Raw genomic sequence first — 26696 nt, 5'->3', positions numbered from 1 at the left:
TAACGGAATAAACTTGTTCTCCGGGCGATGATGCTGTAAAATTAGAGCAAGTAGCGAAGTGGATAATTTTATCTGCTATAAATATGGGAGGACAATAAAATGAAGTTAGGTATTCTGGGAGCAGGAGGCATTGCTTCTACTATGGCGAAAACAGTGGCAGGAATGAAAGATGTGGAGGCGTATGCGGTTGCTGCCCGTGATCTGGAACGTGCCCGGGTATTTGCACAGAAATATGAAGTAAAAAAAGCATATGGATCCTATGAGGAAATGCTGGCAGATGATGAGGTTGAACTGGTTTATATCGCAACTCCTCATTCACACCATTATCTGCATGCAAAGATGTGTCTGGAAGCGGGAAAGAATGTGCTTTGTGAAAAGGCATTTACTGTAAATGCAGAGCAGGCACAGAAATTATTTGATCTTGCAAAAGAGAAAAAGCTTCTGATCACAGAAGCAATCTGGACAAGATATATGCCGTCCAGAAAGATGATCAACGATATTATTGAAAGCGGTGTGATCGGAGAAGTTACGGCAGTTACGGCGAATCTCAGCTATACAGTAAGTCATGTGGAACGTATCCGTAAACCGGAGCTTGCAGGAGGTGCTCTTCTGGATGTAGGCGTATATCCAATCAATTTTGCTTCCATGGTGCTTGGCGATAAGGTAAAGGATGTAAAGGCTACTGCAATCTTTCAGAATGGAGTGGATATTCTGGACAGCATTGCCATGGTGTTTGAGGGAGACTGCATGGCAACCCTTCAGTGTGGAGCAAGGGAAATCTCAGACAGAATGGGAAGTATTTTCGGAACCAGAGGATATATGCAGGTGCAGAATATCAATAATCCGGAAAAGATTACAGTGTTTGATACCGAACATAAAGAAGTGGCTTCTTATGTTGTGCCGGAACAGATCTCAGGATATGAATATGAGGTAGAATCTTGCATGGAAGCAATCCAGGAAGGAAAACTGGAGTGTCCGGAAATGCCTCATGCAGAGACAATAAGGATTATGAAAATCATGGACGACATCCGTAAATCCTGGAATTATGAGATTCCCTGTATCGAATAAAAAGTGTGGAATAATCTTATAAAAAAAGACCAGTAATGTTTTTGATATATACCCGAAACGTTACTGGTTTTTCTTTTCTGCTATAATGGAAATGTAACAAAATTTGTGCTGCCTACAGGGTGGAGCAGTAAGGAGACGGCTTCGGAGATTGCTTCAAGGCTTCTGGATGAGGGGATTGATGTAATGAGTGAAGGGGTTCGTGTAGCTGCTACAGGATATGGGCGCGTAGCTGTGGATTATGCAGATTTTGTGATTACGGAGATTACCTGTCATGGAAGAGGTGGCAGAGAACTGGCGGGAAATGAATGTGCAATTATTGATGTGGGTGGTCAGGATACGAAAGTAATCCTGGTAGATCAGGGAATGATCCAGGATTTTCTTATGAATGATAAATGTTCTGCCGGAACCGGGAAGTTTCTGGAGATTATGGCGAATCGACTGGGAGTTACCATTGCGGAACTGTTTGACCTGGCAGAACAGATGAAATCAGAAACTGAAAAATGGAAAAAATATAAATTAATTGTAGAAATCAAAAAGACATAATGACTGACGAAGGAATGAATAGGATTCTTAAAGGAATTAAATTGATAAGATATGGAATATTTTTTGGAAGAAACAGATTAATTTAAATTTGTATTTTGGTTCGGGGTCATTAGAATACTTTTAATACCAGAAATACAGGATCTTTTATAGTTAGTGATATACTATGATAATAGATGAATATTATTGATTGGAGGAGATTCTATGAAGTCAAAGAAAGTAAAGAAAATATTGTTGATTGCTTTAACGTGTGTAGCAATTTCTGCATCTGTCTCAGCAGAAGCTGCTATGAAATCGCAGATAACCGTTGAAAGTAAAAATAAGTATGAACAGTTGAAAATTTCAGAGAGCCGTGTGTATGGAGAATACCCAACTGGAGATTATAAGAAGATAACACTTCTTCCTTCGGTTTCTAAAGTAGAAAAATTTTGTTTTGAAGATAATTTGAATATAGAAGAAGTAGAGTGGATGGCTTCAGTAGATACTGTTCCAGTTTTTGCCTTTAGCACATGTCCAAAGCTTAAAAGGGTAATACTTTCTGATAATGTGAAAAAAATTGGACAAAGTGCATTTATATACTGCGGTGAACTGACGAGTGTTAAACTTCCCCAAAATCTTCAAAGTATAGATTTTTTTGCATTTGCTGACTGTCGAAAACTGAAAACGTTATATATACCTGAAACAGTTACTGAGATAGGTGCTGAGGCGTTCATAAATTGTGATTCTCTAACAGTTCATGGAAAGAAAAATTCATATGCATACTATTACTGTAAGATGAATGGTATTCCTTTTGTAAGTGAGGGAACTGCTTCAAAACCAGAAACAAATCGTCCGTATATAAAATCTGTTGATTCAGATATAGTAAACAAACAAATCTATGTTACAATTGATTTGAGCGGAAAAGTAAAGAATGCAGATGGATATCAATATCAAATATATGATGGTACTAAGGTATTAGCTAATAAAAATTCTGCAAACACAACCTGTATATTAAAAAAAGTGCCGACTATGGGATTTGCCAGAGTCCGTTCTTATACTGTTCAAAATGGTAAAAAAAGTTATAGCAGGTGGTCTAATGAAATGCGTATGCCTCCTGTTAAACTAAATAAAGATAATATAAAATTAATAAAAATTACCGGGAAAAAGAAAACAGTAACCGCACAGTTTGGAAATTTAAAATACAGTGATGGGTTTGATTGCGTACTTAAGAATGCAGATTCAGGAGAAAATATTGTATTAAAAAATCAAAAGAAAAATACAGTTACTTTTAAAAATATAAAACCGGGAGTTTACTATTTGAAAGCGCATGCATATACGTTGTTGAATGGTATTAAACAGTTTGGCGTATGGTCAGATAATAAAAAAGTTGTTGTTAAATAGAAAATTGGAATTATAAAAAGCAGGCGAAAAACTGCCTGCTTTTTATAATGGAAATTTATGCTGTTATTGATGTAGCGAAATCAAGCTGTAATAAATTCAAGCGTATTATACTGAAAGAAGCCGTCAGTGGATGCTAAACCACTGGTGTGGGTAGCATCTTTGACATTGGCATTGCACACAGCGATTAATTTATTATTTTGATCCAGAGCCACTGATTCCAGTTCAAAACTGTTATATGTGCGGCCCTGAGCATCTTTAGCAGGAATATCTGTAACAAATCCAAAATCTGGGTATAAAAGTTTGCTATCATCAAGTTTTTTCAGATTATAATGAAGCAAGGTGTTTTTTGTTGTGATTTTAGTCGTTACTCCACTTACAGTATGTGGATTACTGGTTCCGACAAAAAGCCCTAATTTATTGTGATAGAAAATATCCTGGGATGTAGGCTGACCGGCGTTTACCAGTGTACAAAGATAAGTGGCTTTTACATTTTTTTCATTTTCAAATGTACATTTATAGAGCTTTAATGTTCCGTCAACAACGGACAATAATAAAGCTGTATTTGCCTCATAAAAATAATTAATTGCTTTAAGAGTAAATGATTTATCGTTATCGTTGGGAGTTACTGTATATGTTATTTCCTCATCCTCTTTGTTACTGCTGATAGCAACCACTTTGTTATTTCCTGCGACAACAAAGAATTTTCCGTTAAAACAGCTCATACCGTTGGCATGACCTAATAAACCGTCAGTGAATGTTTTAAAGTGAGATACACCTGCGCTTGTATTCATATAATTTTTACAGTAGCCAAGAACAGCGACTTTATCTTGACTTTGTTTTATAAAATATGGAGTATTGTTTCCGTTAAAGGATACACATCCCAGATTGGTTGTTTCATAGTTGGGATCTACTTTGGTAGGCACACGGGCTCCTGCTCTAAAACCGCATGCAAAAGTATAGGTTTTACCGGAGTAGGTAATGCCTTCCAGTACAGAGAATTTATCTTCTGCGGTTCCATCGGATGTTATAACATTGGATGCAAGCACAAGGTGATTGGCTTTCATACAGATTGATTCAAGGTTGTACTGTTTATATTCACCTGTTTTATTTACATTGATGACCGCACATGGAGTGTATTTTTTACCTTTATCATCAGTAAGATGATAATCAACTACCAGAATACGGTTCTGAAGTGTTGAAAAAGTGTTATTTGTCAGGATAAATAATCCAAATGAAGTGTGATAGTAGATATCCTGGAGCTGTGTGGTATAACCAAAGCCTGAGTTAGTAACTGTGAATGTACTTGCTGCTTTAGCAGCCTTCCAGTCTACAACACTGAAAGTTAATGTCCCAGCATTGCTCTTGTCAGCGTAATGCATAATGATAAATTTCTCGTTAGTTCCGTCAGCAGCAGTGATACCTAATGCGCCTTTTGGACAAATTTCATTGATACTGTACGTACCGAGCTGATTGCCTTTGGTATCCAGTTTTACGATGGTTGTAGAACCGCCGTAACCTTTATGGTCTTCTGCAAGCATATACAGATAATTTCCAATTTTGGTAAGTCCCAGAGCGAACCAGTTCAGATCTTTTTTTACGGCAGTTGCTTTTGTTGCCATGTAGTCAGTCGTTTTGAGTAATGTAGTTTTAAGACCGGTTGTCTTTACGCAATACATATCTGACCCCACAATTGCAATTCCCGCTACGTTTGTTGCACCTTCATCGGGAATTAGTGCATGGTCTACGGGTGTAGCTGAAATGGTTAAAGTTGTTCCATTGAATGTTCCTGGCATAATTTTTTTGCCTCCTTTAAATTTTTGGAATTTGCAAATTCACTTTGTAAAGAGACGTTTTTTCATGATTTGTAAACCGGAAATAAAAAATAAATACAGACAGGAATTATTGTTTCAGAATGATAAAAGATATAGTACTTTATAAACGGGTAAATTTGTTTGTGAAAGAAATTAAGTTAATCGATTATTTCTTTATAATGCAGGAACGGATACACTTCATCTGTCTGATTTTCCGCAGAGCAGGTATTTTGATTTTTCCTATTCACCGATTTTCGATACGAATACAGATGAAGAAATGCAGACTGGAAGTTGTGCTGCTGTGGATATTGTTGATAAGAAGAATCTTCCTGCCGGAAACTATGAGGAACAGGATTCTTTTATTGTAGGAGACCGGATTTATCAGGGACTGGCAGATGCTGTTGAGCCTGTGACTGGAATTACCAATGGTGCAGAAAAAACAGCTCAAAGTTTTCTGGTCAACGGATCTCTGGAACTGAATGAGGATGAAAATAATGAAGGACTGGACACTGCCGTACAGATAATGGTACAGGTGGATGCTTATCAGACATTAAACAGACCAGTTATTGATACGCGGTGGACCAGAGTGATCACAAATTATGCAATGATTATTTCCTGAGGATCTGCAGATTAAAAAAGACAGGCTAAATGCTGCAGACTCTTTGTTTTATGGGGAACAAGATGGAAGAATAAGATTCATGTCTATCAAAATACATTTAATGCCATAATTACCAAAATTCCTCCATCTTGTGATATATTAACATTAACGGTTAAATATCACGGAATGGAGGGATTTTTATGGATAGAAAAAAGTTCATAGCGGTTGCTATTTCGGCAGCACTTGGTTTATCCGGTGCTCCGGTTTATGCATCAGAATCTGCAGTATTTTCTGATGGGGAAGTACAGGAATATGGAGCAGAAGAAGAAAAACAGGAATTCCAGACAGATAGTCAGGATCCTGAAACTGATACATTTCAGGATGAAGTGGAATCAGATGCAGGTACAGACGGATTTGTGGATGAGATAACAGAAGCATCCTCAGGTGCAGCGGAATCGGATGCGAATGGATTTACATATGAATATCTTAAAGAGTCTGATACATACCGCCTGACAAAGGGAACAGATACAGAGAATGTCATAATACCTTATGAGTATAATGGAAAAGTAGTCTCAGAGGTTGGAGAGAGAGCTTTTTACGGATGCGTAAACATAAAGACTGTGAAAGCAGAAGAGGGAGCTGACAGAAGGAAAAATCGTATCCGCATTGATAAATCTGCTTTTGAGAACTGTGAAAATCTCAGAAAAGTTTCTTTTGATCAGGGAGCGAAGCTGGAAAGCAGGGCATTTTATAATTGTCCGAAGCTGTGGGAGTATACAGGGGTTTCCTACTATGATTCTTTTGATACAGAAATAGAACAGGATTCTTTTGACGCGGATACAAAGGTAATATTCAGAGCAGGAGATAATGGAATTCCGGAGACTGTTAAGGCTTTTGCAGACAAGAACAGGGTATTTATGGAAATTACGGATAATGATGATTATGTTCTGACAGATAAAGATGGTACTTCTTATTATGATGACTGGAGTGAAGGAGATTCCAGAACATTCTGCGTAGATTGTGATGATACAAAGGCATCGGTAAGAGTGTGGTCTGCTGTGGAAGTGATTGGGCGGAAAGCTTTTTATGGATGCTCAAATGTAAAAAAAGTGCTCATTGAGAGGAAAACTTCAACGATTGAGTCGAAAGCTTTTGCAAAGTGCAAAAATATGAGTATTATTATGCCTTCCGGTATAACAGCAATCAGTGACGATGCTTTTGATGGTGCTTCTGGCATTACTATTTACGCGGATAAGGGCTCTTATGCGGAAAAATATGCAAAGAAACATAATCTGACCTGCAAGACAACACCAGCACCGACAGCAGTACCGGTACCGAAACTGAAAGTATCTTATGATGCAAAAAATGGTAATGCTACATTAAACTGGACACCGGTAGAATATACTTTTCAATATTATATTTACAGATATGATACAGCCACAAAAAAATATAAATGTGTAAGCAAAGTTGACCAGAATACTACGTCATATAAGCCTGAGAGCCCTGCAGGGAGAACAGTGAAATACAAAGTCCGGGTGAGAACATTAGCCGGAATATATACAGACCAGTACAGTAAGAAGAGTAATACAGTGACTGTCCAGGGACGACCGGGGAATGTAAGTGATGTTTCTAAAAAGAAGAAGGGGAAAAACCTTACGTTTAAGTGGACAAAGGCAAAAGGCGCACAGGGATATATTCTGTACAGATATGATGAAAATGCCCGGAAGTACAGAAAAATTAAAACTATAAAAAATGGAAATGTTACATCTTATACAGATAAAACCGGAAAACTAAATAAGAATGAAAATTATTATGTGAGAGCATACTGTACAACTAAAGATGGTACCAGATTATATGGATGGTACTGGGCGTAATAATTTCAGTCCCAAGAGCTGAAAAGCTATTTCTGTTGGTACTCTCAATACTGGCTTTGGAGTCGGCTCATTCCATACGTTTTTTTACCGACACTTTTTATCCGGTATTACGAAAAAGTCGCTGAATGCCTTTTATTATGCGTGTTCCTATGCCAAAGTTGATTGTTCAGGCTTTATGAATGTAACAGCTAAAATAGCCCTGCATCTGATTCCTGAATCTCTAAAGTCACAACCAGTATTTATTCGTTTCGCTGGTATTGAAATCAGCTACTATGAACAGAAAACTTTCTGGTCGCTATGCAGCTACATGGTACGGAGCTGCAAGGGCATTGAGATGATGATTAATCTTATTAACATCACTTACTGTGGTATGAAACTATTGTCATATCAGGATGAAAAATTTTCTGATTATCGTGATAAAAGCGTGCAGGATTTCCGTTTTGCATTAAGCGAGTGTATCCGCCAGCAGGTATTTTTTGCTACTTTCGTGAAAAACATCGAAACCCGAATAAAATCATCCTCAGTAATAAATGCCTTAAAACGGGCGATTGTTAAGCAGGAGCATTATTTTATAAAGTTGTTTGTTTGTCCTCCTTTAAATGAACTTATTTTGAATTGATGTTTACCAGTTACACTAAATAAAGAGTAGAAAAAACAGAGATTGTAAACCAGAATAAAAAATGAATCTATGAAAAGCAGGAAAGATTTATCCAAAGAGACATAAGATTTTTCTGCTTTTTTATATCGCGGGAATATTAGAAAGTAAATTTTTTCTGGTATAAAATTTTTCCGGACAGGAGTACTGGATAAATATCTGAATCAGGGACATTTGATGAGCTTTAAAACTATTTTACAGAAAATGGAAAGAAATATAGTATAGTAAAAATGAAATGTAATATTCTTATATTTTATAATGATACGGAAATGGAGGAAAAAGCATTATGAAAAATAAAAAGATACTTGCATTACTTCTTGCATGCACAATAACGGCATCCGGTGTACCAGTGTATGCAGCAGATTTTTCGGATGGGACTGCAGAAAGTGTACAGGATGCGGAATCTTCTCTGTTCGGGATGGAAGACAGTGAACTGACGGAGGACACAATGCCAGCTTTTGCAGATATGGAAGAAAATGCAGATGCTGCACAGATTACAGATGGAAATAGCGAAGAGGAAGATCTGACAGGAGATAAAACAGAAGACAAAGGTACAGAAGGCCTGGAGTATGAATATGTCCCGGAAATCGATGGATATCGTGTGAAGAAGGGCGTGAATGAAAAAGAAATCCGTATTCCGGAGAAATATGAAGGAAAAGAAGTTCTGGAAATCGGAGAAGGTGCTTTTGCAGGATGTGATCAGATAGAAAGAATCCGGATACTGGATCATCACAAAAATTTCAAAATAAAAAAAGATGCTTTTGAAAACTGTATCAGTTTAAGAAAAGTAAGCTTTTTTGGAGGAATAAAGGTAGAAAGTGGTGCATTTCGCAACTGTCCGAAATTATATGATTTTGCTTTAATCAATTATTATGAGGGTACAGAAGTATCCATAGCGGATGATGCGTTTGATGCAGACAGCAAGGTACTTGTGTCAGCAGATGGCGGACTTCCATGGAAAGGAAGCCCTGAGCCCTTTTTCAATGAAAATGGTGAAGATGGATGGCATGAAAAAGAGCAGGGAATGGATTACTGGGATTATGTAAAAAATAATGGTCCTTCACAATACGAGGGAACCCGTGTTGCTGATTTTGACAATTCAGTCAGTAAAGTTCGGATTAGAGATAATGTAAAAGGAATTGGACGGAAAGCCTTTTATGGAAGTGACAGGCTGGAAGAAGTACGTCTGGGAAAAGAAAATTACTTCATTGAGTCAAAAGCTTTTGCATCATGCATAAATCTGAAAAAACTGTTTATTCCATCTGCAACTACAGTGATTGAAGAAAATGCTTTTGAAAATTGTCCATCTCTTGTAATTTATACGGTCAAAGGATCTTATGCGGAAAAATTTGCAAAAAAACATCAAATCCCTGTCCGTTACAGTGCTGAAAATATACAGGATGAAAAAATAAAACTTCAGGTATCCAGAATTAAGAGGAAAGACGACCAGAGTTTTACAGATGAAATCAGACTGAAATGGAATCAACCGGAAATGGCAGACGGATATCTGATTCAGAAAAAAGAAGCTGGAGGTAAATACACTACCTGCTTTAATATAAAAAACAGTGATATCTGTACTACGACAATTTCACCGCTTACAATTTCAAGTTACTATGGAAAAGATATAAGTTTTCGAATCAGAGCTTATTCTACAGGAGTGGACGGGAAGAAAAGTTATACTCCTTATTCTTATGCAGAAGTTAGCTTCTGGCCGAAACAACCAGAAATTACGTCTCTGACGAAAAAGACAGACAGAAAACTGACTGTCAGATGGAAAAAGACAGCACATACAGATGGGTATGAAGTATGGAGATCTGAAAACGGGAAACCTTTTACCTGTGTGAAAAGGATAACCAATGGAAAAACCCAGAATTTTACAGATACGGGATTAAAAAAAGGAGTAACTTATACCTATGCAATTAAAAGCTACCGCATCAATTCATTAAAAAAGAAAATATATGGGGATATTTTTACGCAGACAAAGTTGAAAACGATTAAGTATTCATAATACAGAACAGCCGCCATATGACTTATAATTTTCCTGCACAGATATATTATTCTGACTGTGGAAGTGGATGCGGTAATGTTTGGAAGAAACATCAAACCGATCAGCTTCCTGTATAGCGGACTGCTGACGGTGGGATTTTCCATGATCGTCAATCTGTTTATGCACCAGAAGCTGAAGAAGATTGATATGGTTGAATCGTTGAATGACCGCGCGTCGCATTCTCGTTACTTCAGTGATGAGTTAGACGCGCAATTTTTTTGTTAAAAAAAGAACATATGTTTACAGAATGAGATATCTATGGTACAATTTGTTCATAGCACAAAATAAAAAAACAGTTCAGAGGAGAAGAAAATGCAGACGGTATCCAGTTATGGTGTGGAAATACGAAAACAGAATATCCCAATCCGCCAGACACTGGAAATCTATCGTCAGGCGGTCAGCTATCTGACGGAAATCTATGAACAGGTGTGGGCAGAACTGAAAATGATCCCGGAAGCAAAAAAACGCTTTAATGCAGCAGAACATCTGATTCACACAACGAAAAAGAACCATGCCCACTTTGATTTTGACATCCGTTTTCCGAAGATGCCTTCTTATCTCAGGAGAGCTGCCATCCAGCATGCACTGGGAAGTGTATCGTCCTATGAAAGCCGGATGGAACAGTGGGAGGCAGCGGGAGAACTCTCCGGGAAACCGAATTTTACCTGTGAAAACCATGCCATGCCGGTCTTTTACCGGGATGTGATGTACCGCGAAGGGACAGAGGGAAAAGATGAGGCATACCTGAAACTGTATGACGGGCATGACTGGAGATGGTTCCGTGTGTGTTTAAGCCATACGGATATGGAATACCTGCGCAGGAACTGGTATGGGAAAAAGGCATCTGCCCCGACACTGGAAAAAAGACACCATAAATATTTCCTGCGTTTTTCCTATACAGAAGAAGTGATGCTTACCAAGACACCTGTAAAAGAGCAGATCATCTGCAGTGTGGATCTGGGGATCAATACGGATGCAGTCTGTACCATCATGCGGGCAGACGGAACTGTCCTGGGGAGAAAGTTTATTGACTTCCCCAGTGAAAAAGACCGTATGTACCGCACACTGGGACGAATCCGGAGATTCCAGAGGGAACATGGATCTGTGCATGGAATACGAGCAGGCTTGCGTATGATGGATCAGGGATAGTCCTGCGTGACTGGAGAAATCACAGCCTCTGCGCATTTCAGACGGGAAAAAGATATAACTGTGACCTGTCAGCTTCTTATAATATCGGGGCCAGATATTTTATCCGTGAACTTTTAAAACCCCTTCCGGCAACGGAAAGGTCTTTGCTGGAGGCAAAAGTCCCTGCAGTAAAGCGTAGAACCTCATGTGTTTATGCAGATCTAAGGGAACTCAGTTCTGAGATGGGACTCTTAATGGCTGCATAGATGCAGGCAGATATACAGCGGACTACCTGTAATGTGGGGACCTGCCATATCTGGCATGGGAAAAAGCGCATATCTGCGCAAACCTAAGTTACAGGCGTATCCGCCGATATTTAGTCTGACGCCTAAAGCGTCTGGAAGCACGTGACTTTAGTCATGTGAGGATATAATTCACGAGTGTGGAATAGCAATAAAACAGGAAAAAGCTCTGGATGGTGATAATCTGGTGCTGCGGCTGAAAAAACTGCGGCATCAGAATACCGGACAGGGCTTTTTGTAATATACGCATATGTGGAAAAATTCAGGGACATTAAGAGCTTTTTAAAACAGTATTTACAGAAAATGGAAATAAATATGGTATATTAAAAAAATAAGATGTAATATTCTTATATTTCTATAACAGTAAGAAATTGTACAGAAATGGAGGAAAAGTATATGAAGAATAAGAAAATGCTTGCAATGCTTCTGGCACTTACCATGACAGCGGCAGGGACACCAGTATATGCCGCGGATTTTTCAGATGGAAATCTGGAAAGTGTGCAGGAAGCGGCAGAACCGGAAAAAATTCTGACGGGAGATACTGCTCTGGAAGAAGATAGTAATGCACAGGAGAATCAGGAAAGTGATGAATCCGGGGTTACGTCAGCAGAGGAAACCGATGAATTTACAGAAGAAGATGTGGCTTCTGCATTTACGGATGACACGGAGAATGAAGTGGCAGAGGCGCAGAGTTCGGATACGGAAAGTGGAAGTGAAGAGGAGACAGGTACCGAAGGTTTGGAGTATGAATATGATGCGGAAACAGATACCTATCATCTGGTAAAAGGTGTCAATGTGGAGAGTGTTATAATTCCGGAACAATATAATGGAAAAATAGTGAGCGAAATCGGTGAAAAAGCATTTGCAGGCTGTGACCGGATAAAAAATGTCAGGGTAAACCGGGACTGGGACCAGGAAACCATGATTATCAGACAGTCTGCATTTGAAGGCTGCATTCATTTGCGAAAAGTTATGTTAAATCGCGTGATTAAGGTAGAAAAGAATGCCTTCAGAAATTGTCCACAGCTTTCTGAATGTGTATATATTAGTATTGACAATCTCTTTATAGACGGGGGAGAATTTATCGAAAGAGATGCATTTGATCCAGATAACAAAGTATGTGTATATCTGGGGGAAGAAAGTAACAATTTTAAAGGCAATAAGCAGTATTTTGTAGCTGGTTTATTTGATGAAGATTATGTATTTAAAGAAAGTGGAGTCACTTATGTTTGTTATGATCCAAATATGACAGGGGATATGGAAGGTATCAGCAGAGAACATGAGGGAACAAGGATTCTGGATGTGCAGGATGAACTGGAGACGGTATTTGTCAAAGATACAAATGTGACAGGAGTGGGAAGAAAAGCGTTTTATGGGAGCGAAAAAATCAAAGTTGTGAAACTGGGAAGTCAGAACAGATATATTGAAACAAAAGCATTTTTTGACTGTGAAAATCTGGAAAGAGTATATATACCGGATACTACAAATGACATTGCGGATGATGCGTTTGATGGATGTAATTCTCTGGTAATTTATACCCCTAAGGGTTCCTATGCGGAAAAATTTGCAAGAAAACATAATATTCCAGTGGTGGTATCTGCAACCTCGCAGGATATCCTGAATGATGTGAAACCGAATCTTCGAGTGACCAAAAAAGAGAAGGATGGAGTTACACTGAAATGGGAAATATCGCAGCCATATCTTGCAGAGGGATATGAGGTAGAAAGAAAAAATGCACAGGGAGAATATGTTCACTGTTCTACGATTAAAAGCAGTGAAGTTAATACTAAAGATATTGAACTATGGAATTATAGTAAATTTTATGGGAAAAATATCACTTTCAGAGTCAAAGCATATTTTGTAGATGAGGATGGAACAATCATATACAGCCAGCCATCAAATACTGTAAAAACAACTTTCTGCCCGGTACAGCCAAAGATTACATCTCTGACAAAGAAAGCAGGGAAAAAGTTAACTGTTAAATGGAAAAAGTCAGATTATGCAATAGGATATCAGGTATGGCGTTCGGTAGATGGAAAGAAAGGTGTTTGCATAAAAACAATCAAAGGCGGGGATGTGACGAGCTTTACAGATACAAATCTGAAAGAAGGCACTACTTATATTTATTGGATTAAGAGCTATCGTATGGACTATCAGAATAAAAAAATATATAGCCGGAGCAATGATTATTCCAAAAGTATTGTGTATTAGTGGGAAAATTGATAAATAAGTAAAATCAGCCACCATATGAGTTAAAAACCAAATGGTGGCTGTATACTGTAGTTTATCCAATCAGGTCAAAGATTATATTCTTTGTATAACTGTTCACGTCTTTTGGGGTCTGTAGAGATAGCTTGGATTTCTTCATATTCGTTTAAAAGTACCTGAAATAATTCTGGGTTTTTATTAAAATCATGTCCGTTATTGTATCTGAATTATAACATTTTGACGGGTTTTATTAAATACTTAAATCTTTTTGAAGTTATGTATTTTTATCTTTGGAATTGCTGGCAGATATTTGCCGGAAAATTGATTATGAGAAAGATTAGATTGCTGTTTGCATTTTATACTATACAGGATTTGTGTTTATATGGCAAGTTCTTTTGAGGTTCATGAAAAAATTCAGGGACATTAAGAGCTTTTTAAAACCGTATTTACAGAAAATGGAAATAAATATGGTATATTAAAAAATAAGATGTAATATTCTTATATTTCCATAACAGTAAGAAATTGTACAGAAATGGAGGAAAAGTATATGAAGAATAAGAAAATGCTTGCAATGCTTCTGGCACTTACCATGACAGCGGCAGGGACACCAGTATATGCCGCGGATTTTTCAGATGGAAATCTGGAAAGTGTGCAGGAAGCGGCAGAACCGGAAAAAATTCTGACGGGAGATACTGCTCTGGAAGAAGATAGTAATGCACAGGAGAATCAGGAAAGTGATGAATCCGGGGTTACGTCAGCAGAGGAAACCGATGAATTTACAGAAGAAGATGTGGCTTCTGCATTTACGGATGACACGGAGAATGAAGTGGCAGAGGCGCAGAGTTCGGATACGGAAAGTGGAAGTGAAGAGGAGACAGGTACTGAAGGTCTGGAGTATGAGTATGATGCTGAACTTGACGGTTATCGTCTGGTAAAGGGTGTAAATAAAAAAGAAATATATATTCCACATAAATATGAAGGAAAAGAAGTTAAGGAAATTGGTGAAAAGGCTTTCGCAGGATGTGACCAGATAGAAAGCGTTCAGGTACGGGCTTATAATGTTACAATAAAAACTTTTGCTTTTGAAAGCTGTTCCAGTCTCAGGAGAATTTCATTTAGTGGTGGGGTTAATGTGGAAAGTTATGCTTTCAGCAATTGCCCGAAATTGTTTGATTTTGTAGCTATTAATACGAATAAACTGGTTATTGCGGATGATGCTTTTGACAGCGACAGTAAGGTAATTGTAACTCATCTTGGTATTCTGCCATACAGAGAAGAGGGATATCCTTTTTTTGATGAAAATGGAGAAGACGAACTACACCACACATATGATCAGGGGTTAGATTACTGGTATTACAAAAAATGGGAAGGACCATCAGGATATGAAGGAGAGAGAGTAGCAGATTTTGATAATTCAGTCAGTAAAGTACGGATCAGCAATATTACAGATGGAATTGGGCGAAAAGCTTTTTATGGCAGTGATAAACTGGAAGAAGTATGGCTGGGAAGACAAAATTATTTTATTGAGACCCAGGCTTTTGCAGAGTGTACGAATCTGAAAAAAATAATTATTCCTGAGACAACTACGATAATTGAGGAAAATGCTTTTAAAAACTGTCCACTGCTGACAATTTATACACCAAAGGGTTCTTATGCGGAAAAGTTTGCAAAATCACATCAGATACCGGTTCAATATATTGACGATGGTATAAATGATACAAAACTGACACTCCAGGTTGCTGAAAAAAAGAAGGATGAAGTTACACTGAAATGGGAAGCGTCACAATTGTATTTTGTAGATGGATATGAAATAGAGAGAAAGAACTTACGGGGAGAATATATTCATTGTTCTACAATCAAAAGCAACGACATTAATACAAAAAATATTGATGCAGGCTGGTATTCCATGTATTATGGAAAAAATATTACTTTCAGGATCAGAGCGTATTTTGTAGATGAGAATGGAACAATCATATACAGTCAGCCATCAAATATTGTAAAAACAACTTTCTGCCCGGTACAGCCGAAGATTACAGCTCTGACAAAGAAAGCAGGGAAAAAGTTAACCATTAAATGGAAAAAGTCAGATTATGCAATAGGATATCAGATATGGCGTTCTGAAAATGGAAAGAAAGGTGTTTGCATAAAAACAATCAAAGGCGGGGATGTGACGAGCTTTACAGATACAAATTTGAAAGAAGGAGTTACTTATACTTATCGGATTAAAAGTTACCGGATGGATTATCAGAATAAAAAGCTGTATAGCAGGAGCAATGATTACTCCAAAAGTATTGTATATTGATAAAAAATACCAGTAAAATCAGCCGCTATATGTTTGGGAGCATATGGCGGCTGATTGTTACATATAAGTGACCTATTTGCTAATAAATGATAAAGCACCAATCTGGGTTACAGCATCATCTTTAGTAAATTCGGAATCACAGTTCTGCGCAATGTATAAAGTTCCTGAATCGCTGATTGCAAGAGATTCAATCTCATAGATAGCATCGTCTTTATTGTAAACGGCAACCGGAACAAGCGGTTCATCGGATGCCTGTTTAATCTGTTCAGGAAGAAGTCGATAGATTCTGGTTGTACCGGTAAAGGTTACATAGAATAAGCCATGTGATGGAGAATAAAAAATATCCTGCAGAACATTTTTCTGTGAGCCGTTTTTAAAGGAAGGATTCTGTGCGCGGAAATTTTTGATACTTGTAAATTTACCGGACTCCAGATAACCAATAAAAAATTCTGGGTTTTCTGCATATGGTTTGCTGGAACTATAATCATAATTTACTACGATAAATAAATCTTTATCACGCTGAGAGTCATAACCATAATAGGAAATACCACCAATAGTGTGTTCACACTGATATGTTTCGACAAGATTACCAGTAGCGGGATCTAATTGGGCGATTTCATTCCTGTTAATGGCTCTATCGTATGCAGCTACGAAAAGATATCCATTAGCATAGGTCATTCCATTACCATGTCCCATAGTTCTCAAGACAGGACTTCCAGATACTCTTGTGAAGTTTTTGGATGATATATCCGGGCTTGACAATAAAACACTGGCTTTATCTTTCATATCATCATCAGTTGTATGTGAAAGCAGACAATATCCGGTAGTACCATTCAGGGCAAAAGCACCAAGATTTGCACAGGTGTAGGTGGAACCATTGATTGTGACATCTGGATTTGGAACAATCAGGCTTTCTTTAGATGAAAGAGTAAATTCCATCAATCCGTTTTTAGGGAAGACCGGATTAGTTGCGCGGAAAATAACATCATTATCATATTCGGAACCTGCTGTGGCAGCGACTGCATTAGTAGATATATATAAAATGCCACTATCGCTGATACACAGAGATCTGACAGCCAATGAAGCATATCTGCTGTTCCCGTTAAAACGGAATTCGGATTCAGGAATATAGATCTTTCCATTATCTACAGAACTGATTTTATCTGGAATTCTGGCACAGAGAATCATGTTGTAATTAGTAGCAGAACCATTTGTTAATTTATTCGTTGCAATGAATAAGCCATATTTAGAATGGTAAAAGATTCCCTGTGCCTGTTCATAACCGGCACTGCCTTTTACATAGAAACGTTTCTTTTCGATAAATTTGCTATTTTCCAGAGTACCGATCATGTAGAAGAAAGAGTCATCTTTGTTCATTTTTCCAACACCGATAAGAAAGAGATCTTCGTTATTTTCAGTACCGTAATAGGAAATAAAGAGTAGAAAAAATCAACTGATAAATTTCAGAAAAGTTTCTCTGTCACAGATTCCGGAAATAGCTAAGCCATGTGCTTTCTGGAATGTTTTTACTGCTGCAAGCATACCAGAACCAAAAATCCCGGGAAATTCAACACTTTTTGGATTATATCCATGCAGGAGAAGAAGGATTTCGGCAGCAGTTACCATATATTGAGTTTCTTCGTACATAACATAATGCTGGTTAAGGGCACGATCAGTAGCTGGTCCCCAGATACCATCGATATCCAGAGCTGACTGATAATCTTTGTTTAAGGCGGTCTGGAGGATTTGGATTTTAATTTTTCTGATGTCAGAGTTTGCCTGCAATGTTGAAAAATTTTTTGCACAGAGAAATCTGGCAGCATATGTCTGACCCTTGCTGATATTTTCTGATCTGGAAGATGCAATAGTTTCAGAGGAAAAATCAACATCTGAGTTGCTTTCTGCATACCTGAGAACACAGTCCCATCCATATTGATAAACGTAATAATTCTGAACCATGATTTCACTTCCTGTCTGATCTCCGGTCTTTCCACCGGAAACTTTTCCGTTTTCATTAATGCGGGCACCAACGATTCGTCCATTTCCAATATACATAACAGTATGATGCATGGTATTGATAATTACATCTCCACGTTTCATTCCATTTCCTGTGAGGAGGTCAATTCGGGATGTAACATCTGTAAAACCACATGCCAGAAATACAGACTTCATATTTCCGGTATAAGATGCTCCATTTGTTCTGACTGGAACTCCTGCCTGTTGCCAGGCAGAAATCCCGGATGCAAAGAAGCGTTTTAATGCTGTAGAACATCTGGTACATACTACGAAGAAAAACCATGCCTGTTTTGATTTTGATATCCGGTTCCCAAAGATGCCTTCCTCTCTGCGCAGACACAGGGAAGATGGGCATATACGAAACGTTTGAACACAGAACTTGGAAAAAAGACTGCAGGTGCGAGTGTAAGATATGCGGAAGAAAACCATGCAGATGTGATCGTGTTCGAGTATCTGGAGATGCAGGGGAAGATATCGGGAAAGAAAAAATGATAGAAATGTTATAACTGTGAAGGCATTATAAGATTATACGAAAAATGTCGAATTGTATGTATTTTATTATAGCAATCCTCTTAAATGCATTATTTACGAGGATTGCTATAGAAAAAATAAATACGTATAAGCAATAAATGACAAGCGACTGATTAAATTTATAAACCAGAAACTAAAAAATATGGACAGAAAACAGAAGCTCTCTCTGCGGGATGAATTTTTCCGGCGGACAGGGCTTTTCTGACATTCATGACCATTAGACTACATGTCATTCCGTAATTACAGAAACATTTCCGTCTAGTGGTATATTAATATTAATTAGTTAAGTTGATACTTTTATATTTTGTTATCTGGAGGAGAAGAATGAAAAGTAATTACAGGATTTTTACAGCAGTTTTTTTATCGGCGGTTCTGACAGCTACAGCTCCGTTAACAGTATGCGGGGCGGAGGTTTTTTCAGCGGGAGAATCTTTCAGTGATGGAACGGGGAGTATTCCTGCCATATTGACAGATATGGTTCTGCCGGGTGGAGAGATTGGAACGGAATATCAGGTACAGCTTGAAGCTGATACAGATGTGAGCTGGAGTCTGGAGGAGGGAAGCGAGCTTCCGGCGGGACTTACGTTGTCTTCCGGGGGAGTGATCAGCGGAACACCGCAGAAGGAAGGGAGTTTCAGCTTTACTGTACAGGCGGACAATGGTATTGGAGTTTCTTCACAGGAACTGAGCCTTTATGTTGCACAGCGTGAGCAGGAACCTGTTATAAAGCAGTATGAGCTGACATCAGGTACTGCTTTGATCGATCTGGGAATTCATGCAGAGGGAGAACAGTCACATAAGCGGTTATTTCTTTATAATGCAGGAACAGATTCGCTTCATCTCTCTGATTTTCCGCAGAGCAGATATTTTGATTTTTCCTACGCACCGATTTTCGATACAAATACGGATGAAGAAATGCAGCCCGGAAGTTGTGCGGCTGTGGACATTGATGATAAGAAGGATCTGCCTGCCGGAAATTATGAAGAGACAGTGACATTTGAGACAAAAGAGGGTGCTTCCTGTAAGGTTACTCTGAAAGTAATTGTGGGAGCTTCCTCTGAAAAAGATTATGAGCTGAGTATAGAAACAGGTACAGAAGAAGAATTTACAGAAAGCGATTTCTATGACCCGGAATTTCGTGTGGAGAAGTATGTAGTGGTCAGAAATTCAGGAAAAAAGGAAACCAGAATACGGATAGATACTTCTGGTCTTAAGAACTTTGAAGTGGATGACCAGATGGCAAAGTGGACAGAAGATTATGAGGAACAGGATTCCAAAAAGCTGCTGAAACCGGGAGAAACGCTTTATTTTTATATATTGCCGAAGCAGGAATACGGAATTTATGATGAAACGTTTGCATTTCTCGCAGATGACGGAAGCAGATATCCTCTTCATGTTACAATGAACAGAGAGAAGAATCCGACAGAAAAGAAGCAGCTGGAAATTACTGAAAAGTCTGCCGGGGGTTTTCCGACAATGCAGTGGGGCTATAAGACACTTCCGGAAGCAAAGACATATATTCTGAAAAATGTTACTGATACAGATATGAAGCTGTCTTTTAACCGTAGTAAAGAATGTAGTGTGTTATTATCTGGAAATGCTTATCTGGCACCTGGGGAGAGCACAGAACTGAGACTCTGGCCCAAACGGGGGCTTTCGGTGGGAAAATATAGTTTTCAGGTGACTGTGACTGCGAAAACAGTGGCAGGAGAACACCTGACAACGCAGAATCTGTATAATTCTTTTATTGTAGGAGACCGGACTTATCAGGGACTGGCAGATGCTGTTGCGCCTGTGACCGGAATTACCAATGGTGCAGAAAAAACTGCTGATGCTTTGCACCTGCCGAATTCGCTGGAAGTCTATGGCGCCGAGGTGAATGGAGAGAAAACAACATTTTCTGCGTCTGTGAAGTGGGATGTGGAGAATTGTGCTTATGATCCGAAAAGCAAGGCAGCTCAAAGTTTTCTGGTCAACGGATCTCTGGAACTGAATGAGGATGAAAATAATGAAGGGCTGGACACTGCCGTACAGATAATGGTACAGGTGGATGCTTATCAGACATTAAACAGACCAGTTATTGATACGCGGTGGACCAGAGTGATCACAAATTATGCAATGCTTTATCTGAGAGATCTTTCCAATGAAGCGGACGGCTATCAGTTTGTGACAGCCAAATCTCAGAAGGATCTGAAAAAGGGGAATTATACTGCGCAGACAAAAATTACAAATTCTGAACTGAATCAATATCCTGAGCTGAAGTATATTCCGGAGGGAACACATAGTCTTTATTGCAGGGCATACAAAGAGAACAGCAGCCATGTTATGGAATATGGGGAATGGTCAGACGGGGTTCCGGTTACGGTAAAGGCAAAGACTCCGGACGCACCTGTGGTTCAGAAGGTGCAGGTGAAGAAAAATGATGTCAGAATAGTACTTAACAGCAAGGGTGAGGAACCGGACGGTTACGATGTTGTTGCTGCCAGAAGTAAGAACGGAAAAGAACCATCGGATTATATAAAGGTAAAGAGTGGGTATTCCGGAAGCAGTAAAGAGCTTATCTTACGGGGCGTACCGGCAGGAACGTGGTATATTGGCGTACATGCTTATAAATATCTGAATGGGAGCAATACCAAAGTGCTCAGTAAATGGGCAGAGGTCAGGAAGGTAACTGTAAAAACAAGCCTTGTAACAGGAAAACCTGCTGTTAAATCAGCTAAGGTTTCCAGACAGGGAACAAAAAGAAACGTGGCGGTGACGTTTACTGTTCCAAAGTCCTGTGATGGAACAGACTGGGTACTGGCAAAGAAAGTTTCCAAATCTGATAATGGCAGCTATACTGGTGTAAGCAGTTATGCTTACACAAAGAAAAATCAGACAAAAACCACGGTGGTCTTTAAAAATGTGAAGCCCGGAGTCTACTACCTTGCAGGACGTGCCTATGTAAAAGGTTATGCAAAAAGTTATACGAAATGGTCGAAAATAAAGAAAATAGTTGTGAAATAAGTACTGCTGCCATTTGTTTCACAGAGATTTCACTTTTAAGAAAAAAGATATTCCCCTTTTACCAAGCGTTTATAAGGCAAAATTATGGGGTAAAGATTTTGGAAAAAAATGGGGTACATTTCATGACAGATAAGGGACATATGAGGCATCGAAGTCTGTGAAGTATGTCATAATGAACAGGAAAAGCACATTATGATAAAGGCAGTGACATTTTTAGCAAATGTAGAAAGGACAACAAAATGAAGCAGAAAAAGATTGTAATTATTATGGCAGGGATTTTAGCAGCAGCGGCTGCTATGACTGGCTGTGCGGAACAGAATAAAACAGCGACACAGGTTGATTATACGCAGAATTCACAGGGGAAATCCGAACAGACAAAACAAAAAACAGCAGAAAAATCTCAGCCGGATAAAAAACAGGTAAATAAAAGTACATCCGGTGGAAAAGAAAATTCAAATCAGACTGCGGATAAGAAGACGAAAGTATTTGCCTCATCCAATAATGCGGGCGATGTACAGAATTCAGAGAATGATGCGGATAATACAGATGATTCACAGAATACATACGTGGACAATAATTCATCTGAAAATAATGGCTCAACAGGCGACGGTGGCAATCAAATTGATCAGACAGCAGATCAGGCGATGATATATGACAGTGAGGGAAATGGAAGACTGATTTCTCAGGCTGACGATGGAAACTGGTATGACAGTGACGGAAATTGTTATGGAAGCTGGGAGGATATTGGGCGTGCTATGGATGAAGATGGTGTTACGGATCAGGATGGCAATAAATACTACTGGACCTGGACCGCACCTGATGATGCATCAGGAAAAGTAAGAGATCCGTATGACCTGTATTCCTGGGATCCGGGAACCAATTCCTATATACCGTTTCAGGCTGCGGAATCTGACTGTAGTCCTATAGGCAGAGGAAACGGCTGGTATTATTATGATGAAGACAGCGGCGAATATGTTCCGTGGTAAAAAATAAGAAAACAAAAGAAACAGTTTTGAAATCATTTTGATGGGTTTCAAAACTGTTTCTTTTTATATACAAGAAATAGTGAAGGGGCATATCCGGCAGAATCAGTGAAAAGAATTCTGCCGGATGTTTATCTGGTAAAGATCAGCTGATCAGTTTCAGGAAAGTATTTCTGTCACAGGTTCCGGAAACCGTTAAGCCCTGTGCCTTCTGGAATGCCTTTACAGCAGAGAGAAGTCCTGAGCCAAAGGTACCGGGAATCTCTACACCGTTTGGATCATAAGCACGTAAAAGAAGGAGAATCTCAGCGGCAGTTACCATATACTGGGTTTCACCGCTTTTTACGTAATGTTTACCAAGGGCATTGCTTGTGTTAGTTCCCCAGATACCGTCTACATCCAAACCGGCACCATAATCTTTGTTCAGAGCTGTCTGAAGAACTTTAATCCCTGCTTTTTTAGTAGCTGCGTCTCTTTTTCCGGTAATGGAAATTCCGGCATTTGCGAATTTATTGGCATAACTCTGACCTTTGCGGATTTTTGCATTTCCAGTAGTTGGCTGTGGCTCAGGATCAGGATCAGTAGTTGCAGAATCTTCAGTATAACGGAGAACACAATCCCAGGGGAAATTGTAATAACTCTGAAGTTTGATCTCTTTTCCGCTCTGATCTCCGGGTTTACCACCATGATATCCATTATTTTCATTTTTGCTGGCAGATACCACCTGACCATTACCAATGTGCATTACTGTATGACTTGCGATGTTTAATAATACATCACCACGTTTCATGCCACTTCCTGTGCTGAGATTAACTTTGGAAGTTACATCTTTAAAGCCGCAGGACAGAAAAACGGATTTCATATTTCCTGTATAAGTGGCTCCTTTTGTTTTTACAGGTACACCAGCCTGTTCCCATGCGGAGATTACCAGTGAAGAACAATCATAGTCCGGTCTCCATCTGTTATCCTGATCATATCCGTGTGCCGGATCGTTTGCGATTTCAATTGCCCATGTTACTGCTTTTTCTGTTTTTGTCATTTGTTCATCCTCCTGAAATTTTATTATTTATTTGCTCACCGGTGATACATCTTATAAAGAGTGAGAAAAGAGAAAAATGTAAACATGAAACGGAAAAAATAAAAAGCATTTCCTGATTGTTGCTTCGAGGTCAGAAAAATGCTTTTCGAGGACAAAAACACGAAAATTGTCGAATTGTAATTATATTTAATCCTGATTTTTCATAAATAAAAATCCTTTCCTTTGATAAAGTTTAACAGAAGGAATTAAATATGTATAAGGATATAAATGACAAGCGACTAATCAAATTTGATATGTTTTATGACAGGAGGAATATAGGAATATGGACGAATATACAAAGGATTTGTATACCATGATGTTTTCTTTGCAGACTTTGCAAAATCAGGGAATTACAATCAGAGAAACTGTATATAAAAGTCTGGACAAATTACTGTTATGGAATAAAGAATCTGAAAACAGTAAATATCTCGAATTAGCGTTGCTTCATATGCAGGCTTATGCTAATATGGGATTTGCTTTAGATGAAGAAAATAAGACAATACGTGAGATATTAAAAAAGACAGGAAAGACCAGAGAAGACTTTTTCCCGAAAGGATATCTTCTTGGAAAGAGAATTAAACTGACCAAGTCACAGGTTCGTGGTATGATTGGAAGATGGAGACCTTCCGGAGACAGTCCGATGACAATCGGAGAACTGGTGGATGATATCATCAGAAAGGTAAAAAACCATGAGGAAGGCAGATACATTTATCAGTATCACAGAACTGATGTGACAACCAAAGGGGATATCGAGGTTTATGAGCTGGTCATCAATAAGGATGAAAGTTATTTTTATGATGTGAAGAAATTCAGATTTTATACATTCATGGAGGAATAATTGCTATGATAAGAATAATGATTCTGGATGATGACGAAATGTATCTGAAAAAAGAAAAGGATATCACAGAACAGTATTTTGCAGAGAAAAACGTAGATTGCACGGTAACGATATACCAGAATGTGGAATGGTTTCTGCTGGGATTGAATGAAGAAAAATTCGATATGTATATTCTGGATATCCGGATGCCTGGAGAAAACGGAATAGAGGCAGCGAGGGAAATTCGCAGACTTTATCCGGATCCGGTTATTATATTTATTACAAATTTTGTGGATTATGCAATAGAAGCATATGAGGTAAACACCTATCGTTATATCCCCAAAGAGTGTCTGAAGGAAAAACTTCCGCAGGCTTATGATGCGCTTCTTCCTGGAATTATGGAGAAAGAAGAGCGGTACTATATCATAAATAAAAGAAATGAAGTTGAAAAGTTGGCATATTCTGATATTTTCTATATGAAAAAAGAAGGAAAATATGTGATTTTTGTGCACAGGCGTGGGGAAGTAAAGATCAGAGCAAGTCTGTCAACAATAGAAAAAGAACTGAATTCAAAAGAATTTATTATATCTGACAGAGGATATCTTGCAAACATCCAACATGTGATGAAGATGAAAGGAAGGGATCTTTATATGCGGGACGGTAATATTATTACAGTTGGCAGAGAAAGATTCAAAGGTGTCAGAGAAGCAATTCTGAATTACTGGGGGGTATGAAGAATGCTGAAAGTTTTATTGTATGGACTGGCAACGTTTATGGAGACTGGGATAGGTGTCTGGATATTTGGGCAGATGTTTCCGAAAAGAAGTATGGAAACTGAAAAAGATAAAACGGTATGGAAGATAATATTAATTATACTGTTATATTTTACAGCATATTCATTTTGCAGATCATATTTAGAAAATAATATAGAGACAAAAAAAACAATACTTATTATATTACTGGTGCTGGGGGGAATATGTTTAATACCGGATTGTGTAGTCAGGTTAAAAAGAATAAGAAATTTTCAAAGTGTGCTTTTTTTTGTTATGATTGTTGTTCTTATAACCTGTCAATATTGGACAGCGTATGTATCTGGAAATGTAATAGTATTAGGAAATTTATATCTTCCGATATTTTTGACAATTTTTTTTCGGTGCACATTTATTCAATCTTATATTTGGGAATTTTTATATTTGACAAATATAGGGTTATTAAAATTATTATATATTATCACAGTTTGTTTGAGTGAAAAAAGAAAAATAGGAGAATATATTTATCGCCAAAGTATGCACTCTTATAGCTCGGGAATTTATTTATTGGTTATAAGTGTAGTGATAATTTTGTTATTAAAATTGTTTCGCGCAAATAAATATGCGGGCGACATTTTTAGAGATAATCAAAAATTTTTCTATGGTTTTGCGTTAGCAGAATATATACTTTTGTATTTTTTGCTAAGCATGCAAAATAAGATTCTTAAAATAGAGAATTTGGTAATTGCTATAGTAGTAGTATCAGGAGTTGCCGTAGTATTGCTGATTTTATTTACGTATTTTTTTGTTAAAAGTGTCAATATAGAAAAAAATATTTTGGAGGTGAAAAATAGAGCTATAGAGCAGCAATATCAGGAATTAGAAGATGCATATCAAAAATACAGATGTATTATACATGATCAAAAACATATGTTGAGTTTTATACAGGAGTGTATAGAAAATAGAGACTTAAATGGAATTGCGGTATATGTTGCAGATAATCAGAAAAAGTTCAGAGATGAAGAAAAAAAGTTTTGGACAGGTATAAATGTACTTGACAAAACAATTACTATGAAAAAAAGGAAAATGGATGCTTTGGATATAAATTTTGAATTAGATGCTTCCGTGGATGATACAATTATAAATACTACTGATTTGGTTATTATATTAAGCAATTTATTTGATAATGCAATAGATGCGGCTGTTAAGAGTAAGGAAAAGAAGATTTGTTTAAAAATAAAAAATATAAATGATGTATTGATGATGAAAATGTGGAATACAAGTACGAGAATTCCTGATGTAAAACGCGGAAAATTTGTAACAGATAAATTAGAAGCGGAAGGCCATGGTTGGGGAATTGAAAGTGTAAAACGACTTGTAAAAAGATATGATGGAAATATCACATTTAAATATGATTCTAATTTTTTTCAGGTAACTATTATTTTAAGTAAAAATTAAAGGAGAGATAAATAAAATGACAGAAGAATTTATTGGATGTATTGAGGAAGAACTTAAGGAAATAGAACTGTTTTATGAAGAAAATGGAGTAGAAGTGGAAGCATATACTTTACATAACGGATCTTTGTTTACAATATGCTGTTAA

The 26696-nt window shown here is 37.9% G+C and carries 21 protein-coding genes and 1 pseudogene; 18 read left to right on the top strand and 4 right to left on the bottom strand.

The annotated features are described in order from the left end of the window. Positions 1–99 precede the first annotated feature (99 nt). From WKT11_RS01320 to WKT11_RS01310, 3 genes are all read left to right on the top strand, one after another. Positions 100–1068 (top strand): Gfo/Idh/MocA family protein, encoded by a 969-nt coding sequence (locus WKT11_RS01320; RefSeq protein ID WP_118137661.1) that lies wholly within the window; start codon positions 100–102, stop codon positions 1066–1068. 48 nt (positions 1069–1116) lie between these two features. Next, positions 1117–1611 carry a BadF/BadG/BcrA/BcrD ATPase family protein gene (locus tag WKT11_RS01315; RefSeq protein WP_340282222.1) on the top strand — a complete coding sequence of 165 codons (495 nt, stop codon included), beginning with the start codon at positions 1117–1119 and terminating at the stop codon, positions 1609–1611. A 201-nt stretch (positions 1612–1812) separates the two neighbouring features. Beyond that, positions 1813–2988 carry a leucine-rich repeat domain-containing protein gene (locus tag WKT11_RS01310; protein ID WP_340281883.1) on the top strand — a complete coding sequence of 392 codons (1176 nt, stop codon included), beginning with the start codon at positions 1813–1815 and terminating at the stop codon, positions 2986–2988. A gap of 80 nt (positions 2989–3068) precedes the next feature. Here WKT11_RS01310 and WKT11_RS01305 read toward each other — a convergent pair whose 3' ends face one another. Continuing rightward, on the bottom strand, positions 3069–4781 hold the full coding sequence (locus tag WKT11_RS01305; protein ID WP_118137663.1) for a hypothetical protein: 1713 nt from the start codon (positions 4779–4781) through the stop codon (positions 3069–3071). 295 nt (positions 4782–5076) lie between these two features. On the opposite strand from WKT11_RS01305, the gene WKT11_RS01300 reads away from it, so the two are divergent. The 8 genes and pseudogenes from WKT11_RS01300 (at position 5077) to WKT11_RS01265 (ending at position 15913) form a co-directional block, all read left to right on the top strand. Next, positions 5077–5418, top strand: coding sequence for a hypothetical protein (locus tag WKT11_RS01300; RefSeq protein WP_173717689.1), 342 nt, complete (start codon positions 5077–5079; stop codon positions 5416–5418). Between the two features lie 179 nt (positions 5419–5597). Continuing rightward, positions 5598–7271 (top strand): leucine-rich repeat protein, encoded by a 1674-nt coding sequence (locus WKT11_RS01295; RefSeq protein WP_340281876.1) that lies wholly within the window; start codon positions 5598–5600, stop codon positions 7269–7271. 175 nt (positions 7272–7446) lie between these two features. Continuing rightward, on the top strand, positions 7447–7890 hold the full coding sequence (locus tag WKT11_RS01290) for a hypothetical protein (protein WP_008706612.1): 444 nt from the start codon (positions 7447–7449) through the stop codon (positions 7888–7890). A gap of 322 nt (positions 7891–8212) precedes the next feature. Then, a complete protein-coding gene (locus WKT11_RS01285) occupies positions 8213–9934 on the top strand; it encodes a leucine-rich repeat protein (protein WP_340281873.1) in 1722 nt (573 codons plus the stop codon). A gap of 33 nt (positions 9935–9967) precedes the next feature. Further along, positions 9968–10198: pseudogene (locus WKT11_RS01280) on the top strand (hypothetical protein); the annotation flags it as partial. A gap of 87 nt (positions 10199–10285) precedes the next feature. Next, positions 10286–11122: a hypothetical protein gene (locus WKT11_RS01275; RefSeq protein WP_340281867.1), complete on the top strand. Its 837-nt coding sequence runs from the start codon at positions 10286–10288 to the stop codon at positions 11120–11122. Between the two features lie 677 nt (positions 11123–11799). Next, complete coding sequence (locus tag WKT11_RS01270) at positions 11800–13614, top strand: leucine-rich repeat protein (RefSeq protein WP_340281864.1); 1815 nt, start codon at positions 11800–11802, stop codon at positions 13612–13614. Positions 13615–14158: 544 nt separating this feature from the next. After that, the gene (locus WKT11_RS01265) at positions 14159–15913 is read left to right on the top strand and encodes a leucine-rich repeat protein (protein WP_340281861.1); all 1755 of its coding nucleotides are present in this window, start codon (positions 14159–14161) and stop codon (positions 15911–15913) included. 72 nt (positions 15914–15985) lie between these two features. On the opposite strand, the gene WKT11_RS01260 is transcribed toward WKT11_RS01265, so the two are convergent. Together WKT11_RS01260 and WKT11_RS01255 are read right to left on the bottom strand one after the other, a co-directional pair. Beyond that, positions 15986–17290 carry a hypothetical protein gene (locus WKT11_RS01260; RefSeq protein ID WP_117677541.1) on the bottom strand — a complete coding sequence of 435 codons (1305 nt, stop codon included), beginning with the start codon at positions 17288–17290 and terminating at the stop codon, positions 15986–15988. 72 nt (positions 17291–17362) lie between these two features. Next, positions 17363–18085 (bottom strand): peptidoglycan-binding domain-containing protein, encoded by a 723-nt coding sequence (locus tag WKT11_RS01255; protein ID WP_181977742.1) that lies wholly within the window; start codon positions 18083–18085, stop codon positions 17363–17365. A 210-nt stretch (positions 18086–18295) separates the two neighbouring features. Between WKT11_RS01255 and WKT11_RS01250 the strand changes: the two genes are divergently transcribed. The 3 genes from WKT11_RS01250 (at position 18296) to WKT11_RS01240 (ending at position 22452) form a co-directional block, all read left to right on the top strand. Beyond that, complete coding sequence (locus tag WKT11_RS01250; protein WP_340281854.1) at positions 18296–18421, top strand: hypothetical protein; 126 nt, start codon at positions 18296–18298, stop codon at positions 18419–18421. A 363-nt stretch (positions 18422–18784) separates the two neighbouring features. Then, on the top strand, positions 18785–21466 hold the full coding sequence (locus WKT11_RS01245) for an Ig domain-containing protein (RefSeq protein ID WP_117677539.1): 2682 nt from the start codon (positions 18785–18787) through the stop codon (positions 21464–21466). Between the two features lie 239 nt (positions 21467–21705). Then, the gene (locus tag WKT11_RS01240) at positions 21706–22452 is read left to right on the top strand and encodes a hypothetical protein (RefSeq protein WP_117844019.1); all 747 of its coding nucleotides are present in this window, start codon (positions 21706–21708) and stop codon (positions 22450–22452) included. A gap of 142 nt (positions 22453–22594) precedes the next feature. On the opposite strand, the gene WKT11_RS01235 is transcribed toward WKT11_RS01240, so the two are convergent. Continuing rightward, positions 22595–23488 (bottom strand): C40 family peptidase, encoded by an 894-nt coding sequence (locus tag WKT11_RS01235; RefSeq protein WP_118136664.1) that lies wholly within the window; start codon positions 23486–23488, stop codon positions 22595–22597. 322 nt (positions 23489–23810) lie between these two features. Between WKT11_RS01235 and WKT11_RS01230 the strand changes: the two genes are divergently transcribed. Genes WKT11_RS01230 through WKT11_RS01215 form a run of 4 tightly spaced genes read left to right on the top strand, consistent with a single transcriptional unit; the run spans position 23811 to position 26696 of the window. Further along, the gene (locus tag WKT11_RS01230; protein WP_118136662.1) at positions 23811–24365 is read left to right on the top strand and encodes a hypothetical protein; all 555 of its coding nucleotides are present in this window, start codon (positions 23811–23813) and stop codon (positions 24363–24365) included. A 5-nt stretch (positions 24366–24370) separates the two neighbouring features. Beyond that, complete coding sequence (locus WKT11_RS01225; RefSeq protein ID WP_118411721.1) at positions 24371–25078, top strand: LytR/AlgR family response regulator transcription factor; 708 nt, start codon at positions 24371–24373, stop codon at positions 25076–25078. A gap of 3 nt (positions 25079–25081) precedes the next feature. Then, positions 25082–26551: a GHKL domain-containing protein gene (locus WKT11_RS01220; RefSeq protein WP_117677536.1), complete on the top strand. Its 1470-nt coding sequence runs from the start codon at positions 25082–25084 to the stop codon at positions 26549–26551. A 16-nt stretch (positions 26552–26567) separates the two neighbouring features. Continuing rightward, positions 26568–26696 carry a hypothetical protein gene (locus WKT11_RS01215; protein WP_278278040.1) on the top strand — a complete coding sequence of 43 codons (129 nt, stop codon included), beginning with the start codon at positions 26568–26570 and terminating at the stop codon, positions 26694–26696.

Origin of the sequence: Blautia sp. HCN-1074, from assembly GCF_037890165.1 — a bacterium.
GTDB lineage: Bacteria > Bacillota > Clostridia > Lachnospirales > Lachnospiraceae > Blautia_A.
Note: the sequence above shows the minus strand (reverse complement) of the source record. Positions and strands in the feature narration are given on the sequence as shown.